Genomic DNA, 16,652 nt, shown 5'->3' on the forward strand with positions numbered 1-16,652 from the left:
GGCAACGACCTGGCCGTCGCTAGAAGGCGTGCGCATTGGCCAGGACGGGAAGCTTTGTACGAGCGTCATCGGTCTCCGTCGCGTCGATGTCAGTGAAGACGAGGGCCGGTCCCGCGCCCAGCTCTTCAAGCACCTTCCCCAGGGGTGAGATGACGGTGCTGTACCCGATACCGGTGGGTGCTGTCCCTGTGACACCCAGTCCGCTGGCGGCGGGGTCGGCCTGTCCGCAGGCGATGATGAAGGTGGTGCTGTCGAGGGCACGCGCCCGGGCCAGCAGGCTCCACTGGTCGATCTTTCCTTCGCCCGCCCCCCACGAGGCACAGACGACGTTGATACGGGCACCCTGCTTGGCGTTGGCGCTAAAGAGAGCCGGGAACCGGATGTCGTAGCAGGTTGCCAGACCCACCGTCACCCCCTCTACGGGGAAGGTCACAGGACGCGTGCCGGGTTGGACGCTGTCCGACTCCCGGTATCCAAAGGCGTCGAAGAGGTGCACTTTGTCGTAGCTCGTGTCGACATCAGGCCCAACGGTGAGAAGAGTGTTGCGCACGCGTCCTTCGCTTCCCGGTGTGAACATGCCGACGACGATGACAACACCCAGCTCGATGGCGAGGTCCCGGACGGCGGAGGCCCAAGGACCGTCGAGTGGTTCGACCACGGCCGAGAGGTCATTGCCGAAAGCGCACATCGTGGCTTCGGGAAAGACGATCAAATCGGCCTTCGCTTCTGCTGCACGGCGTGTGAGGTCCTCGACCTGTCGCAGGTTCTCATGCGGATCGGAACCGCTCGTCATCTGGGCAATGGCTACGCGCATCGGTCACTCCTTTTCGTTGTATACCTAAAGTATGGGAAAAACGGGTGGGGCGTCTGTGTCGGGTCGCGAGAAGGCATACGCCTATCTCCGCGAGAACGTCCTGAGCGACATGTCCATGCAGGGGCAGTTCCTCAACGAGCAGGAGCTGGCGGAGCGTATCGGGGTATCGCGGACTCCTGTACGGGAGGCGTTCCTTCTCCTGGTCGCCGATGGGCTGGTCGAGTTGATCCCCCAGCGTGGTGCCTACATTCCAATCGTGACGGCTCGTCAGATCTCCGACCTGATGGAACTGCGGGGCGTACTGGAAAGCCACGCCGCGAGAGTGACCGTTGCGGCCGGCACCCCTCCGGTGGAGAGAATGCAGGCGATCCTCGAGCAGCAGTCCGGCCTGCCGGATCCACTGACCGGGGCCTCCGTGAAGGAATTCATCCGTCTTGATGCCATGTTCCATCAGGAGCTGGTCGACGCAGCAGGGAATTCCCTCATGTCGCAGACGTATCGCAAACTGCAGGTACGTCAGGTGCTCGTAGGCGTGGAGGCGATGATCAAGGTCGACGGGCGCCGACAGCAGGTCTGCACCGAGCACCAGGCGATCATCGATGCCCTCGCCGCGGGTGACGCGGAAACGGCAATTCTCGAGCACCTCGCCGTTACCCGCAGCATCCTGCTCCGCGCCTGAAGGGGCGCAGAGCAGGATGCGCGAGGCGTGCAGCGCAGGCTTCAGACCTTCGTACCCTCGAGCAGCAGGCGGTACTCCTCGTCCTCGGTGCCATGCGGATTACGGCCGAGAGCAAGGCCGATGAGGGTGACGAGCGCTGCGACGCCCACATAGAGGGCTACCGGTACCCAGCTGTCGAAATTGCTCAGCAACACCGTGAACATCAGGGGTGCGATCGCTCCGCCGATGACGCCGGCGAACGTGTAGGCCAATGAGCTGCCGGTGGCCCGGAGCCGTGGGGAGAACTGCTCGACGATGAACGCGGCCTGAGGTCCGTACATGAAGGAGTGGCAGGCCAGTCCGAGGACGATTCCGGTGATGAGCAGGAACTGGTTGTCGCCGTCGAGCAGCGTGAAGAAGACGAACGTCCAGGAGGCGCCGAGCGCGGCGGCGATCCCGTAGACAAGGCGGCGATTGACACGGTCCGAGACAGCCCCGGCGAGGGGGATGAGGAAGAGCTGGAAGGCTGAACCGATCAGGACTGCGGTGAGTACCTGGCCGCGCTCGAATCCGAGGACCTGAATGCCGTAGGTGAGGGTGAAGACGGTGAACAGCGCGTACAGCACGTCCGGTCCGACGCGGGAAAGGATCGCTGCGATGAGGGGACGGAGCTCATTCCGGAAGACTTCCTTGATCGGCGCTGCAGGCCTCTCGCCGTGCGCTTCGATCGCCTTGAAAACAGGGGTGTCTTCAAGGCGGAGGCGGATCCACAGGCCGAACCCGACGAGCAGCGCCGATGCGAGGAACGCGATGCGCCAGCCGAAGTCCAGGAATTGCTCCTCGGACAGCAGGACCGTAAGGAGTGCGAGGGCACCATTGGCCAGGAGGTTACCTGCGGGCGGGCCGACCTGAGCAGCCGAAGCCCAAAAACCCCGCTTCTTCGGGTCGCCATATTCGCTGGACAGCAGCACCGCACCGCCCCACTCACCTCCGACCCCGACACCCTGCGCGAAGCGCAGCATGACGAGGATGATCGGGGCGGCGATGCCGATCGAGGCGTACCCCGGCAGCACCCCGATCAGCACGGTGGCGATGCCGATGATCATCAGCGTGATCACGAGGATCTTCTTCCGGCCAATCCGGTCCCCGAGACGGCCGAAGATGATTCCGCCGACTGGGCGGGAGATGTACCCCACCGCGTAGGTGGAGAAAGCCAGAATGGTGCCGGTCAGCGGGTCCGATGCCGGGAAGAAGATGATCGGGAAGACGACCGCGGCCGCGGCCGAGTAGACGGCGAAGTCGTACCATTCCAACGCCGTACCGGTGAGGCTCGCCGCAAATGCCTTGTACAGCCCTGGGGGTCGCGGAGGGGTCTGAGTGGATGCAGGGGCTCCTGCAATTCCGGGGCTGTGTGCCATCGGTATTCTCCAGTCTGAGAGTGATTCCCGCCACACCGGCGTTAGTTGTATACATTACGCATACATGTTGTAGATTTACGACCACTTCGGTTTCCGGAACGTAAATTTTCGCCCCAACAGAAGGAAGGCCCCATGGCTACTCTCACTTTCGATCTGACCGACGGCACCACACGTGAGGTGCAGGTCACGCGCCTCCTCAACGCGGGCTATGCCGGGCGCGAGCAGGACGAGGTGCAGGCCCATATCGCCGAACTCGCCGAACTCGGGGTTCCGGGTCCCACCACGACCCCGGCGCTGTATCCCGTATCCCCCTACCTCGCCCAGCAGACCGACGAAGTCAGCGTGCAGCACGGTAAGACCTCCGGCGAAGCCGAATGGGCCCTGATCATCACCGAGGACGACGTGCTCCTCACTGTCGCCTGCGATCACACTGATCGCGCTCTCGAGGTGCATGGCGTGGCCTGGAGCAAGAATGCAGGCCCCGACGTGTTGGGGCGGACGGCCTGGCGGCTCGACGACGTACGCGATCACCTCGACGACATCACGCTCAAGGGATGGGTTCGCACGGATACAGGAGAAGAACTGATCCAGGACAGCACCCTCGGGGCCCTCCTGTCCCCCGACTATTGGCTCGACGTCCTGAAGGAGAAAGGGATGCATCAGCCCGGCACTGTGCTCATCTCCGGAACCGTCGCAATGATCCACGGCGTCGACCAGTTCGCGCCCACCTGGCGGGTCGAGATGGCAGACCCAACCACGGGACTCTCGATCGATGCCCGTTACGACATCGTCCCCATGCCTGAACCCATCGGTTGAGTTTTCGGCTGCACCGTCAGTCTCACTTTACGTGACTGACGGCGCAGACGGCACATCTCCGGCATGGGGACCTCCTTCGCCGACGCTCCCCCGCCAGAGTGAAGTCGCGCACCCCCCTCGCGCGTCAGACCGGCGCCGCGGTGCTCTCCCGAACCACCAGCCGCGTCGGCACCAGATCCAGCCCCGGCTCCGTCGAGTTCTCCCGCATCTGCTTGAGCACCTTGTCCACGCAGCGCCGGCCCACCTCCGCGAAGTCCTGGTGCACCGTGGTCAGGGGCGGGCTGAAGGAGGTGCTGTCCGGGATGTCGTCGAAGCCCACGATCGAGACGTCCTGCGGCACCCGGATGCCCTTCTCGTGGAACGCCCGCAGCACCCCCAGCGCCATCTGGTCGTTCCCCACGAACACGGCGGTGCAGTCGGAGGACGCCAGGGTGAGGCCGGCGAGGTAGCCCGAGTCCGCGGACCAGTCCCCCCGCAGCAGTGGTGGCTCCGCGCAGCCCCGTGCAGCAAGAGTCTGACGCCACGCAGTGACGCGCCGCTCCGATGCGAAGGACGCCGACGGCCCGGCAACGTGCCACACCGTCCTGTGCCCCAGATCCAGCAGATGCTCCACGGCCTTCTGGGCGCCGTCGGCCTGGTCCGTGTCGATCACGCTGTAGCCGTCGCTGGCATCGGAGTCCACCACCACGGCATGGACGCCCGGCGGCAGGGACACCGTGGCGGCGTCGAGCAGGTGGACCTCCATGATCACGATGATGGCGTCCACCGCCAGCTCGTTCAGCCGCGAGAACGCGCCGCGCACACCGGCCTGTGTCGGCGTGGAGACGGGGATCAGCGTGATGGCGTAATCCTCTTCCGCGGCGCGGGCGGCGATGGCCTCGAGCGTGCGGACGTTCCCGGTGGTGGACAGCGTGAACAGGATGACGCCGAGCGTCCGGAAACTCCCCCGCTTCAGGGCCCGCGCGGCACTGTTGGGCCGGTACCCCAACTCATCCATCGCTGCGATGACCTGCTGCCGCGTCGACTCGATGACGCCGGGGCTGCCGTTGGACACCCTCGACACCGTCTGCGCCGAGACGCCGGCCAGGCGTGCGACGTCGGACATCGAGACGCGCCGGTCCTCACGGGTGAGGTGTTGACGCGGTGGAGAAGGCATGTGACCATCGTAACAACAATGTTTACGTAAACATCGCTCTTCAGGCGCTGCTATGTTTGCGTAAACATCACCGAAACAGCCAGAAGGACTTTCCATGACGACGGCGTCACCCTCACCGGCCATCCTCGGCACGCAGCCGAAGCCCGCGAAGCGAGCCCAGGCCCGCAGCCAGAAGCGGTCATGGTCCGGCTGGCTGTTCATCGGCCCGTTCATGGCCGTCTTCGCGCTCGTCTTCCTGGCCCCGATCGCCTACTCGATCTGGCTCAGCTTCTTCCGCAACCAGCTCGTGGGCGGCAACGGGTTCGTGGGCCTCGCGAACTATCAGCAGGCACTCGCCGATTCGCAGTTCTGGTCTGCCCTGCTCCGCGTCACGCTGTTCCTCGCGGTACAGGTGCCGATCATGCTGCTGATCGCCCTGCTGGTGGCCCTGGCACTGGACAGCGGCCGGCTCTACGGGAAGTCCTTCTTCCGCATCTCGATCTTCCTGCCGTACGCGGTGCCCGCCGTCGTCGCCAGCCTCATGTGGGGCTTCATGTACGGCACGCGGTTCGGCCTGGTGGGCAACATCAACAGCGCCCTGGGCACGAACATCCCCAACCCGCTCTCGCCGGACCTGATCCTCGCGGCGATCGGCAACATCGTCACGTGGGAGTTCATCGGCTACAACATGCTGATCTTCTACTCCGCCCTCCGGGTGATCCCGAAATCCCTGTACGAGGCCGCGGAGATCGACGGCGCCAGCCAGTTCCGCCTGGTCACCGCCATCAAGCTGCCCGCCATCCGCGGCGCCCTCGTGGTGGCCACCATCTTCTCGGTGATCGGCAGCTTCCAGCTCTTCAACGAACCCGCCATCCTGCAGGGCCTGGCCCCCAACTCCATCTCCACGTACTTCACCCCCAACCTCTACGCCTACTCGCTGAGCTTCTCCGGCCAGCAGTACAACTACTCCGCCACCGTGGCCATCATCATGGGCATCATCACCATGGTCATCGCCTACGCAGTGCAGCTGCGCGGCATGCGGAAGGAGAGCTGACCATGAGCATCGCCGTCGAACCCGCCCGCACCGACAAGCACAGGGCGAAGCCCGGCTACGTGCGCATGAAGAGCACTCGCCGCAGCATCGACAACCCGAAACGGAACGTCCTCCTCACAGCGCTGACGGGGATCGTGCTGATCTACAGCCTCGTACCGCTGGTGTGGCTGTTCATCAACGCTTCCAAGACCCAGGACGATCTCTTCACCTCGTTCGGCCTCTGGTTCAGCGGTGACTTCGCCCTGTTCTCGAACATCCAGGACACCCTCGCGTACGACGACGGCATCTTCGGCCGCTGGTTCCTCAACACCGTGCTGTATGTGGTGGTGGGTGCGGGCGGGGCGACATTCCTCGCCGTCCTCGGCGGCTATGCCCTCGCGAAGTTCAGCTTCCCGGGCAAGAAGGCAGTGTTCGCCGTCGTCATCGGCGCGGTGGCGGTGCCCGGCACCGCCCTGGCGGTCCCCACCTTCCTCATGTTCAGCGAGATGGGGCTGACCAACACACCCTGGGCCGTCATCATCCCGTCGCTCATCTCGCCCTTCGGCCTGTACCTGATGTGGACGTTCGCCGCCCAGGCGATCCCCACCGAACTGCTGGAGTCGGCGCGGATGGACGGCGCCGGCGAGTTCCGCACCTTCTTCCAGATCTGCCTGCCGCTGCTGGGGCCGGGCATCGTCACCGTGTTGCTGTTCACCATGGTGGCAACGTGGAACAACTACTTCCTGCCGCTGATCATGCTGAAGAACCCGGACTGGTATCCGCTGACCCTGGGCCTGAACGCGTGGAACAACCAGGCATCCACCGTGGGCGGCGAGGCCATCTACAACCTGGTGATCACCGGGGCACTGCTGACGATCCTCCCGCTGATCATCGCGTTCCTCTTCCTCCAGCGGTACTGGCAGTCCGGTCTGAGTGCCGGAAGCGTCAAGGAATGACCCGCGAGAACCCTCCCCTTCCCATCAACAACGAAGTGATAAGGAAACCCATGAACAGGAAAATCTCCCCCGCTGTACTGCGCGGGTCCGCCCTCGCGTTCGCCGCGACCCTGGCCCTCACGGCCTGCGGCGGTGGCGGTAACGACGCCGGCGGCGGAAGTGCCGAAGGCGCCACCGCCGACGACGTGGCAGCGGCACTGGAGGAAGGCGGCGAGCTCACCGTCTGGGCGTGGGACCTCACGGTCCAGGATGTCGCCGCCGAGTTCGAGGAACTGCACCCCAACGTGGACGTCGAGGTGGTCAACGCCGGAACGGGCAATGACCAGTACACGGCACTCCAGAACGCGATCGCCGCGGGTTCGGGTGTCCCGGACGTGGCGCAGATCGAGTACTTCGCCCTTCCCCAGTTCGCCCTCGCCGATTCCCTCACGGACATCAGCGGCCTCGGCGCCTCCGATCTGGAGGGCACCTTCAGCCCCGGCCCGTGGAACGCCGTCCAGCAGGGCGAGGGCATCTACGGCCTCCCGATGGACGCCGGACCCATGGTCATGTACTACAACACCGAGGTCTTCGAGAAGTTCGGCGTCGAGATCCCCGCCACCTGGGACGAGTACGTGACGGCGGCGAAGACCATCCACGAAGCCGACCCCAACGTCTACATCACCAATGACACGGGCGATGCCGGCCTGACCACGAGCCTCATCTGGCAGGCGGGCGGCAAGCCGTACACCGTGGACGGCACCGACGTGACGGTCGACTTCTCCGACGAGGGCTCCACCAGGTTCGCCGAGACCTGGCAGCAGCTCATCGCGGACGACCTCGTGGCGCCGATCAACTCGTGGACCGATGAGTGGTACCAGGGCCTCGGGGACGGCACGATCGCCACCCTGAACACCGGCGCCTGGATGCCCGGCAACTTCGAGTCGGGCGTGCAGGCGGGAGCCGGCAAGTGGCGCGTGGCACCTCTCCCCCAGTGGGAAGAGGGAGGCACCGCAACGGCCGAGAACGGCGGCAGCTCGCTGGCCGTCCCCTCCGCCACGGAGAACGCTGCGCTCGCCTACGCCTTCCTCGACTACGCGAGCGTCGGCGACGGCGTCCAGACCCGGATCGACGGCGGCGCCTTCCCGTCCACGACGGCGGACCTCGCCTCCGAGGAGTTCCTCAATACGGAGTTCGAGTACTTCGGCGGCCAGAAGGCGAACGAACTGTTCGCGGAATCCGCAGAGAACGTGGTGGACGGCTGGTCCTATCTTCCCTTCCAGGTCTATGCGAACAGCATCTTCAATGACACCGCGGGCCAGGCCTACGTCTCGGACACCCCCCTCAAGGACGGGCTGAAGAGCTGGCAGGACGCGAGCATCAAGTACGGCTCGGAGCAGGGCTTCACCGTCTCCGAGTAGTACCGACCCCCACCTGCACCAGACCCGGGCCGGGCGGAAGCTCGCGCGCATCCGCCCGGCCCGTTCCACCCCTGTTCAACTACCCAGCTGCACCCGCCGTCGTCGCCTGTCCGTCCGTCAAGGAGGAGGGCACGACGGCGGCGGAAGGCGCGACCCGCGCCCGAACGCCGCGAGAATCACCGTCAAGGAGCACTACCGTGTCGACACCCATCACCCACCGCTGGCTGCGCTGGCCGTCCGAGCCGAACCGCAGGCGCATGGCCTTCGGCGCGGACTACAACCCCGAGCAGTGGCCGCGCGAGACGTGGGACGAGGACGTGCGCCTCATGCGTGAAGCCGGCGTCAACGTGGTGTCGCTCGCGATCTTCTCCTGGGCCCGCCTGCAGCCCGAGCGGGACACCTGGAACTTCGCCTGGCTCGACGAGGTCATCGACCTCCTGCACGCCAACGGCATCGCCGTCGACCTCGCCACCGCCACCGCCTCCCCGCCACCATGGCTCGCCACCGAGCACCCCGAGATCCTGCCCGTCACGCAGGACGGCGGCACCCTCTGGCCCGGTGCGCGCCAGCACTGGCGCCCCACCAGCCCCGTCTTCCGCGAGCACGCCCTGAAGCTCGTCACGGCGATGGCCGAACGCTACAAGGACCACCCCGCAGTCTGCGCGTGGCATGTCTCCAACGAGCTCGGCTGCCACAACATCTACGACTACTCCGACGACGCCGCCGCAGCCTTCCGCACCTGGCTCACCGACCGGTACGGCAGCATCGACGCCCTCAACGACGCCTGGGGCACCGACTTCTGGTCCCAGCGCTACACGCGGTTCGAGCAGATCCTGCCCCCGCGCCAGGCCGCCTCGCACCCCAACCCCACGCAGCAGCTCGACTTCAAGCGCTTCTCCTCCGACGCGCTCAAGGAGTACCTGCGCGCCGAACGCGACATCCTCAACCGCATCACCCCGGACATCCCGGTGACCACCAACTTCATGGTCATGGGCGAGTCCAAGGGCATGGACTACGCCGACTGGGCCGCCGAGGTGGACTTCGTCGCCAACGACCACTACTTCATCCCCGGCCCGCAGGCCGTGGACGAGCTCTCCTTCTCCGCGAACCTCACCGGCAACATCGCCGGCGGCAATCCGTGGTTCCTCATGGAGCACTCCACCAGTGCCGTGAACTGGCAGCCCATCAACACCCCGAAGAAGTCCGGCGCCCTGCGCCGGGACTCCCTCACCCACGTGGCGCACGGCGCCGACGCCGTCTGCTACTTCCAGTGGCGGCAGTCCAAGGCCGGCGCCGAGAAGTTCCACTCCGCGATGGTCCCCCACGCCGGCGAGGACAGCCCGATCTTCCGCGACGTCGTGGACCTCGGCCGCGAACTCGCCTCCCTGTCCGACGTCGTCGGATCCCGCCGCGGCCAGGCGCCAGCCGCCATCCTCTTCGACTGGGACTCCTGGTGGGCCTCCGAGCAGGACTCCCACCCGTCCGACCGCCTGCGCTACAAGCAGGAGGCCCTGGACTGGTACTCGGCGTTCCTCGCCCTCGGCATCCGCGCCGACGTCGTGCCCTCCGCCACGGACCTGACCGGCTACGGGCTCGTCGTCGCGCCCGTCCTCCACGTTGTCCCGGCCGCACTGAAGTCACGCCTCGAGGAGTACGTGAGCGGCGGCGGGCACCTCGTCGCGAGCTACTTCAGCGGCATCACCGACGAGAACGACCACATCTGGCTCGGCGGCTACCCCGGCGCCCTCGCGGACCTGCTCGGCATCCGCATCGACGAGTTCGGCCCGCTGCTCGACGGCGAGGACGTCTCCCTGGACAACGGCACGACGGCGACGCTCTGGGCCGACCGCGTGCAGCCCCGCGCCGACGGCGTCGAGGTCCTCGCCCGCTACACCACCGGTGAGCACACCGGCGATGCAGCCGTCACGCGCCGCACCGTCTCCTCGGACCCGGGGTCCGGCAGTGCCGCCTACGTGGGCGCGCGCCTCGGTGCCGCGGGCCTCGAGCCCGTCCTCGCGGACCTCGCCGCCCGCGCCGGACTGACCAGCGAGCTGCCCGCCGAGCTCCGCGGCGCCGTGGAACAGGTCATCCGCACCGGCGACGACGCCGACTACGTCTTCCTCATCAACCGCACCGACGAGCCGGTGGACATCACCGGCGTCGACGGCGAGACGCTCACGGGCGAGGAGTCCAAGCTGGATCCCCGCTCCGTCGCCGTCCTCACGAGGAAGGCCCGCACCACCGTCTCGTAAGACCTGCACCACCCCTCGCTGGAAGGAACACGTTCAATGACGAATCGATCCAGGCGCGCCACCCAGGCGGCCGCGACAGGGGTTGCCGCCGTGCTGGCGGCAGCCTCCCTCATGGGGGGTGCGGCACAGGCCGCACCCCCGGCCCCACCCGCACCGCCCGCGGTCCCCGAGGGCGCCCTGACCCTCACCCCCGACCCCTCCTACCAGGGCGGGGAGTTCGAGGGCTGGGGCACCAGCCTCGTCTGGTTCGCCAACGCGACCGGCGACTACCCGGACGAGATCCGGAACCGGCTCGCCGAACTGGTCTTCGGACCCGACGGCCTGAACCTGAACATCGCCCGCTACAACATCGGCGGCGGCAACGCGCCCGACGTGAAGGACTACCTGCGGCCGGGCGGCGCCGTGGAGGGCTGGTGGAACGCCCCCGAGGGCACCACGCGCGAGGACACCGACTGGTGGTCGCCCGAGGACCCGGCGGACTGGAACCTCGAGGCGGACGCCACCCAGCGCTGGTGGATCGACCGCATCAAACAGGACATCACGCACTGGGAGACGTTCAGCAACTCCCCGCCGTGGTTCCAGACCGTCAGTGGTTACACCTCCGGCGGCTTCAGCTCCACCGCCGACCAGCTGAAGCCCGAGAGCATCTCCGACTTCAACGCCTACCTGGTGCGCGTCACCGAGGAGCTCGAGAAGGCCCACGGCATCGAGGTGGACACGCTCGATCCGTTCAACGAGCCGAACACCAACTACTGGAGCACGCAGCTCGACGCCGCCGGCGAACCGACCGGCGGCCGCCAGGAGGGCGCCCACATGGGCCCGCAGCTGCAGCAGCAGGTCCTCCGCGACCTCGCCGACCAGCTCGAGGCTGCCGATACCGACGCCACCATCTCCGCGATGGACGAGACCAACCCCGGCACCTTCGCCACCAACTGGAACTCCTACCCCGAGGACGTCCGCGCCCTCGTGGACCAGCTGAACGTCCACACCTACGGCACCGGCCAGCGCACCACGGTGCGGGACATCGCCAAGGCCGAGGACAAGCCGCTGTGGATGAGCGAGGTCGAAGGTTCCTGGGGCAACGGGCAGAGCTTCACCAGCATGGAACCGGGCCTCGGGATGGCCAAGCGCATCACCGACGACCTCCGCGAGCTGGAGCCCAGTGCCTGGGTGTTCTGGCAGCCCGTGGAGGACTACGACAACATGGCTCCCGGCGGCGAGAGCGCTGCCGGCGCCAACTGGGGCAGCATCCAGATGCCGTTCGACTGCACCGACGCGGACACCCTCGAGACGTGCCCCATCTACACGAACACCAAGTTCAACACCGTGCGGAACTACACGCACTACATCCAGCCGGGTGACCGCCTGGTCTCCGTCAACGACGACGACACCACCGCCGCCATCACCGGCACCGGTGCCGCCGTGGTCCACATCAACGAGGACGCCGAGGACAAGCCCGTCGTCCTGGACTTCTCCAAGTTCGGGTCGACCACCCAGGGCGCCACGGTGACCCCCGTGGTCAGCGACGTGGACGGCGCCCTCGTCGAGGGTGCGCCGGTCGCGATCGAGGGCGGCTCCGCCGTCGTCACCGCGCCCGCCGAGTCCGTGACCACCTTCGTGGTCGAGGGCGTCTCGGGCATCGCCGAGGACGCCGCAGCCCTCCAGGACGGACACGTCTACCGGCTGCAGGGTGTGCAGAGCGGCAGGTCGATCGAGACCACGGGCGGGACCGCCGTCATCAGCTCCACCGACCCCGCGGACCCGCAGCAGCTCTTCCGCTTCACGAGCCTCGGCGGCGAGAACACCAACCGCGAGCGCTACGCGATCACCACGCTCGACGGCGCCTCGCAGCTCGCCGACGAGGGCGGTGCCGCCGTCGTCGCCCCCGCGGGCGCGAACCCGCGGGCCGAGTGGATCGCCTCCACCACCGGGGACGGCACCTATACCTTCGTCAACGCCGAGACGGACCTCCTGCTGGAGGTGGGCGGCGGAAAGACGTCCGACGGCGCACCCGTGACGCTCTATCTCGCGAACTCCGGCTCCAACCAGCGCTGGACGCTGATCGACGAGACCGTGCTCTCCGTGCAGGACGCCACGGCGTTCACCGTCCCAGGCGCGGCACCCGTGCTGCCGGAGACCGTGACCCCGGTGTACCGCGACGGCGCACGCGGAGCCATCCCCGTCGAGTGGAAGATCCCGAACGACAACCGCTGGAAGAAGCCCGGCACCGTCAAGGTCAGGGGCACCGCGACCGACGTCACCGGGACGCAGTTCCCCGCGGAACTGACGGTCACCGTGGACACCCTCGTCTCCACGGAACCCGCCCGTGCCAAGGCCGTGGTCAATGGCCTGCCCGAGCTGCCCGCCACGGTCACTGCTCTCGGCAGCCAGGGCGGCACGGTCGAACGCCCGGTCACGTGGAACACCCCGGTGGGCTATCCCGCACCCGGCGTCCATGAGCTGACGGGCGCGGCCGATGCCGGCGACGGTAGCACGCTCCCGGCGACCGTCCGCATCCAGGTCACCGCCGGCACGCTGGACAACGTGGCCGACGACGGCGGCACCACCGCGAGCGCCACGTTCACCGAGCCGGGCTACGGCACGGCCGGCCTGTTCAACGGCGACACCCGTGACAAGGCGTGGTCCAACTGGCGCTCCGGCACCAAGAACGCGGCCGACACCCTGACCGTGACGCTGCCCGAGGCGCAGGCCCTCGGGGGCGTCGTGGTGCACTTCTTCCGCGACGGGTCCTCGGACAGCTACGCGCAGACCCTGCAGCTGCAGGTGCAGGACACGAACGGGCAGTGGACGAATACCGGTGGCCCGGTCGCCGTTCGCGGGGGTGCTCCTGCTCCCGCGGTGACGCTGCCGCTCGACGGTGTCACGGCGTCGAGCGTCCGTGTGGTCATGACGGCCCGCTCGCAGACGCACATGGTGGTCAGCGAGATCGAGGTGCTGGGGTCCGTTCCCGCGGAATCGTCGGATGCGACCCTCGCGTCGATCAGCCTCGACGGTACGCCGATCACGGGCTTCGATCCCTCGGTCACGGAGTACTCGGTGCCGTCGCGGGGCAAGGTCCCGTCCGTGTCCGCCCTTGCGGCTGACCCGTACGCGACGGTGTCCGTGACGCAGCCCTCGGGCGCCGACCGCGCCGCCGTCATCACCGTGACCAGCGAGGACGGTTCCGCCACGAGCACCTACCGGGTGGAGCTCACGAAGTAGCTGCACACCACCGACCACCCGACGGGGCGTCCGCAGCAGCGGGCGCCCCGTCGTCGTTCCGCAGGGCGTGCACAAGCACCGGATAACCCTGACAATGGTGCAGAAGCCTGTTGTGTGAGGAGTGCAGATGGCCGTCTGTGATTCGTGCGGGAACGACTACGACAAGTCGTTCACGATCACCAGGGGTGCGGAGACCTGGACCGTCGACAGCCTGGAGTGCGCCGCCCACCTGATGGCCCCGATCTGCGCTCATTGCGGGTGTCGGATCCTCGGACACGGCGTGGAAGTGGGGCACAGCATCTACTGCTGCGCGAATTGTTCCCGGGAAGAGGCTGCACCGGGAGCTATCGATCGCGCATGACCCACCACCGGTACGTCGATCGGAGGGACGCGGGAAGGGTCCTGGCGGGCCTTCTCCGGGAGTGGAGGTCCGAGAAGCCCCTCGTGCTGGGTCTTCCGCGCGGAGGCGTTCCGGTCGCGGCTGAAGTAGCGCTGGCGCTCGAGGCTCCGCTGGATGTCGTGGTGGTGCGCAAGCTCGGGTTCCCCGGACATCCCGAGACCGCGATGGCGGCACTTGCATCGGCGGCCGGGTCCACCGAACTGGTGCGGAACGAGGACCTCCTGGTGGAACTCGGCCGGCTCGAGCACGGGCAGCGGCTCTTCGACGAGACCCTGGCGCGGGAAACCCTCGAACTGGCGCGGCGCGAGAAGGAGTATCGCGGCCGCCGTCCCCCACTCACAGTCCGTGGACGCGTGGTGATCGTGGTCGATGACGGGCTGGCCACAGGCGCCACGATGCGCGCGGCGATCGCCGCCCTGCGCGCACTCGACCCCCTCCGGATCGTTGCCGCGGTGCCCGTGGGTGCGCGGGATGCCGTACGACGCCTGGAAGGCCTCGCCGACGTCGTCGTGTGCCCCTGGCAGCCGGAGAACTTCCGTGCCGTGGGTGCCGAGTACGAGCATTTCGGGCAGACGACCGATGAGGAGGTCCGTTCCCTGCTCGCCGGGACGTCCGGGCCGCACTAGCGCAGGGCATCGTCGAGGTGGCGCAGCCAGGACTGGAAGTCCTGCGGGCTGCTGAAATGGGCACCGGCGATCCGGCTCACCTCCGGGGACATGTCGGGACCGTCGATGACGAGCGTGAACCCGCCCGCCGCGGTGGCCGCTTCGAAGGCCGGCAGGTCCCCGAGATCGTCGCCCGCATACGCGACGGTCCGGAGGTCCTCCGCGCTGATGATCCTCCGCAGTGCGGTGCCTTTGTCCTGGTCCAGCGGCATCCGGAGCTCCTCCACGAACTTGCCGGGTTCATGGCGCAGCCCGTACGTGTCCATGACTTCCCGGATGAGGGGGACCACGAGCTTCAGGGCGTCCTCCTGGTCGGGCGCCCGCCGCCAGTGCACGGCGACGGCGAGGGACTTGTCCTCGACATGGATGCCTTCGAGGCCGTCCAGGTGCCCGTGCAGCACCCGCGTGGCCTCCTCGACCGCCGTCATCCACTGCCGGGCTTCCGGCACCACCTCGACACGGTTCCCCGTGAGGTGCTCCAGCCCGTAGGAACCGTAGAGCTCGACATCGGGGATGCCGGCTCGTTCAGCGAGGAACGCGACGGGCCGTCCGGAGAGGAGAGCGACGACCGGGAGCTTGGCCGCCAACCGCACGAGGATCTCGTCCGTGCCGGGCAAGAGCTCACTGGCACCCGGATCATCGGTGATGGGCGAGAGAACCCCGTCGAAATCCATGACCAGCCCAGCGTGCTCGCTGGTGGCCAGGGCTTGCAGTACTGCGGTCGCTGCGTCCATCCATCCACCCTAGACCGCCGGCGTCACGGACTGTCCGGCAGCGGCAGCGCCGTCCGTGGTGGATCGCCCGGAGGACGCCCACGACCTCGGGAAGGGGCAGCCTGCAGGAATCCGGGTCCGGCTCCTGCAACACAACGGTCGGGTGAGGACCTGCGCTCACCTGACCGGTGCGAAGGCGACGGGGATCGACGTTTCCCTCGTCGGCCGGATTCGAGCCGATGAGGGAGCACGCCCGCTGATCAGTGTTCGACGAACCGCGCGAGCTGATCCGTCACCGTTCCCCAGCCCTCGAAGAACCCGAGTTCCGCGTGCTTGGCGCGGTCTTCGGGGTTCCCGTGGCGGACGACGACCCGGTAGTCGGTGCCCTCGGCGTGGTCACCGAAGAGGATCTCCGCGGTCAGCGGCACGGGTTGCGGATGTTGCGGGCGCCACGCGCTTCCCACCGCATTCGTCCAGACGAGCCGTTCCTGGGGTTCGACGACCAGGAAGACGGCGTCGAGGTGGGGCTCGAAGTGTTCCCCGTCGTCGCTGAGGCTGCTCACGAGCCCACCTCCGGGCTGCACGTCCAGCCGGTCCACGCGCAGGACTGTCGGAGCCGGCAGGAACCACCGGCTCAGCTGATCGGGATCGGTCCACGCACGCCAGACCGCCTCCCGTGGAGCACGAAGGATGCGTTGCAGGTCGAGATCGAGTTCAGGGTTCATCAGCTGTCCTTTTCATCGTGAAGGAACTGTTCGAGACGATCGGTCCGGCCCTCCCACAGCTGACGCTGCTCTTCGAGCCAGTCCTGGACGACGGCCAATCTGCCTCGCTCCAGAAAGCACATCCGCACCCGGCCCGTCTTGCGGGTACGAACGAGGCCGCTGCCCTCGAGGGTGCGCACGTGCCGGAGGAACGACGGCAGGGCCATCTGGAAGTCGTCGGCGAGCTCGCTGACGCTGACCGGCCCCTTCCCCAGACGCCGGATCACGGTGCGTCGGGTCGGGTCAGCGAGGGCACGGAAGACTTCGTCGACAGCCGTAATATTGTTAGCCATGAACCTAAGTGTGCCTCTCGCTAACAGTGAGTACAACCCCTAAGTGTTGGTGGTTGCATCGGCTCGCGACGGGCCGGCTGCAGCGGCCGGGGGCATCTCGCGGGTACCACCGC

14 protein-coding genes are annotated in these 16,652 nt (G+C 67.3%); 8 read left to right on the forward strand and 6 right to left on the reverse strand.

Annotated features, from left to right (window positions below):
• Positions 1-19: 19 nt before the first annotated feature.
• Positions 20-814, reverse strand: coding sequence for a carbon-nitrogen hydrolase family protein (locus AC1MFI_RS04315; RefSeq protein WP_479819905.1), 795 nt, complete (start codon positions 812-814; stop codon positions 20-22).
• Between the two features lie 31 nt (positions 815-845).
• Here AC1MFI_RS04315 and AC1MFI_RS04320 point away from each other — a divergent pair, with 31 nt between their 5' ends.
• Complete coding sequence (locus AC1MFI_RS04320) at positions 846-1,493, forward strand: GntR family transcriptional regulator (protein ID WP_479819906.1); 648 nt, start codon at positions 846-848, stop codon at positions 1,491-1,493.
• A 41-nt stretch (positions 1,494-1,534) separates the two neighbouring features.
• Here AC1MFI_RS04320 and AC1MFI_RS04325 read toward each other — a convergent pair whose 3' ends face one another.
• A complete protein-coding gene (locus AC1MFI_RS04325) occupies positions 1,535-2,890 on the reverse strand; it encodes an MFS transporter (RefSeq protein WP_479819907.1) in 1,356 nt (451 codons plus the stop codon).
• Between the two features lie 132 nt (positions 2,891-3,022).
• Here AC1MFI_RS04325 and AC1MFI_RS04330 point away from each other — a divergent pair, with 132 nt between their 5' ends.
• Positions 3,023-3,706: a DUF2848 domain-containing protein gene (locus tag AC1MFI_RS04330; protein WP_479819908.1), complete on the forward strand. Its 684-nt coding sequence runs from the start codon at positions 3,023-3,025 to the stop codon at positions 3,704-3,706.
• Positions 3,707-3,830: 124 nt separating this feature from the next.
• Here the strand turns inward: AC1MFI_RS04330 and AC1MFI_RS04335 are convergent, their stop codons facing one another.
• Complete coding sequence (locus tag AC1MFI_RS04335) at positions 3,831-4,862, reverse strand: LacI family DNA-binding transcriptional regulator (RefSeq protein ID WP_479819909.1); 1,032 nt, start codon at positions 4,860-4,862, stop codon at positions 3,831-3,833.
• A 94-nt stretch (positions 4,863-4,956) separates the two neighbouring features.
• Here AC1MFI_RS04335 and AC1MFI_RS04340 point away from each other — a divergent pair, with 94 nt between their 5' ends.
• The 6 genes from AC1MFI_RS04340 (at position 4,957) to AC1MFI_RS04365 (ending at position 14,730) form a co-directional block, all read left to right on the forward strand.
• Positions 4,957-5,895 (forward strand): carbohydrate ABC transporter permease, encoded by a 939-nt coding sequence (locus tag AC1MFI_RS04340; protein WP_479819910.1) that lies wholly within the window; start codon positions 4,957-4,959, stop codon positions 5,893-5,895.
• Positions 5,896-5,960: 65 nt separating this feature from the next.
• Positions 5,961-6,830, forward strand: coding sequence for a carbohydrate ABC transporter permease (locus AC1MFI_RS04345; protein WP_479820780.1), 870 nt, complete (start codon positions 5,961-5,963; stop codon positions 6,828-6,830).
• Between the two features lie 50 nt (positions 6,831-6,880).
• On the forward strand, positions 6,881-8,230 hold the full coding sequence (locus AC1MFI_RS04350) for an ABC transporter substrate-binding protein (RefSeq protein ID WP_479819911.1): 1,350 nt from the start codon (positions 6,881-6,883) through the stop codon (positions 8,228-8,230).
• A 197-nt stretch (positions 8,231-8,427) separates the two neighbouring features.
• On the forward strand, positions 8,428-10,482 hold the full coding sequence (locus tag AC1MFI_RS04355) for a beta-galactosidase (protein WP_479819912.1): 2,055 nt from the start codon (positions 8,428-8,430) through the stop codon (positions 10,480-10,482).
• Positions 10,483-10,518: 36 nt separating this feature from the next.
• Positions 10,519-13,704 (forward strand): RICIN domain-containing protein, encoded by a 3,186-nt coding sequence (locus AC1MFI_RS04360; protein ID WP_479819913.1) that lies wholly within the window; start codon positions 10,519-10,521, stop codon positions 13,702-13,704.
• Between the two features lie 357 nt (positions 13,705-14,061).
• Entirely contained in the window at positions 14,062-14,730 is a 669-nt protein-coding gene (locus tag AC1MFI_RS04365) for a phosphoribosyltransferase (protein ID WP_479819914.1), read from the forward strand.
• Here the strand turns inward: AC1MFI_RS04365 and otsB are convergent.
• From otsB to AC1MFI_RS04380, 3 genes are all read right to left on the reverse strand, one after another.
• Positions 14,727-15,503 carry a trehalose-phosphatase gene (otsB, locus tag AC1MFI_RS04370; protein ID WP_479819915.1) on the reverse strand — a complete coding sequence of 259 codons (777 nt, stop codon included), beginning with the start codon at positions 15,501-15,503 and terminating at the stop codon, positions 14,727-14,729. The genes AC1MFI_RS04365 and otsB overlap by 4 nt on opposite strands.
• Positions 15,504-15,742: 239 nt before the next feature.
• Positions 15,743-16,207 (reverse strand): SRPBCC domain-containing protein, encoded by a 465-nt coding sequence (locus tag AC1MFI_RS04375; protein WP_479819916.1) that lies wholly within the window; start codon positions 16,205-16,207, stop codon positions 15,743-15,745.
• Positions 16,207-16,539, reverse strand: coding sequence for an ArsR/SmtB family transcription factor (locus AC1MFI_RS04380; protein WP_479819917.1), 333 nt, complete (start codon positions 16,537-16,539; stop codon positions 16,207-16,209). Before AC1MFI_RS04380 ends, AC1MFI_RS04375 begins: the two co-directional genes overlap by 1 nt.
• Positions 16,540-16,652 lie beyond the last annotated feature (113 nt).

Source organism: Arthrobacter sp. BC5 (genome assembly GCF_056680255.1).

Coding starts and splice junctions, on each gene's coding strand:
- AC1MFI_RS04325 (WP_479819907.1), bottom strand. CDS start 2,890: ATGGCACACAGCCCCGGAATTGCAGGAGCCCCTGCATCCACTCAGACC.
- AC1MFI_RS04375 (WP_479819916.1), bottom strand. CDS start 16,207: ATGAACCCTGAACTCGATCTCGACCTGCAACGCATCCTTCGTGCTCCA.
- AC1MFI_RS04365 (WP_479819914.1), top strand. CDS start 14,062: ATGACCCACCACCGGTACGTCGATCGGAGGGACGCGGGAAGGGTCCTG.
- AC1MFI_RS04345 (WP_479820780.1), top strand. CDS start 5,961: ATGAAGAGCACTCGCCGCAGCATCGACAACCCGAAACGGAACGTCCTC.
- AC1MFI_RS04330 (WP_479819908.1), top strand. CDS start 3,023: ATGGCTACTCTCACTTTCGATCTGACCGACGGCACCACACGTGAGGTG.
- otsB (WP_479819915.1), bottom strand. CDS start 15,503: ATGGACGCAGCGACCGCAGTACTGCAAGCCCTGGCCACCAGCGAGCAC.
- AC1MFI_RS04335 (WP_479819909.1), bottom strand. CDS start 4,862: ATGCCTTCTCCACCGCGTCAACACCTCACCCGTGAGGACCGGCGCGTC.
- AC1MFI_RS04320 (WP_479819906.1), top strand. CDS start 846: ATGGGAAAAACGGGTGGGGCGTCTGTGTCGGGTCGCGAGAAGGCATAC.
- AC1MFI_RS04360 (WP_479819913.1), top strand. CDS start 10,519: ATGACGAATCGATCCAGGCGCGCCACCCAGGCGGCCGCGACAGGGGTT.
- AC1MFI_RS04315 (WP_479819905.1), bottom strand. CDS start 814: ATGCGCGTAGCCATTGCCCAGATGACGAGCGGTTCCGATCCGCATGAG.
- AC1MFI_RS04340 (WP_479819910.1), top strand. CDS start 4,957: ATGACGACGGCGTCACCCTCACCGGCCATCCTCGGCACGCAGCCGAAG.
- AC1MFI_RS04350 (WP_479819911.1), top strand. CDS start 6,881: ATGAACAGGAAAATCTCCCCCGCTGTACTGCGCGGGTCCGCCCTCGCG.
- AC1MFI_RS04380 (WP_479819917.1), bottom strand. CDS start 16,539: ATGGCTAACAATATTACGGCTGTCGACGAAGTCTTCCGTGCCCTCGCT.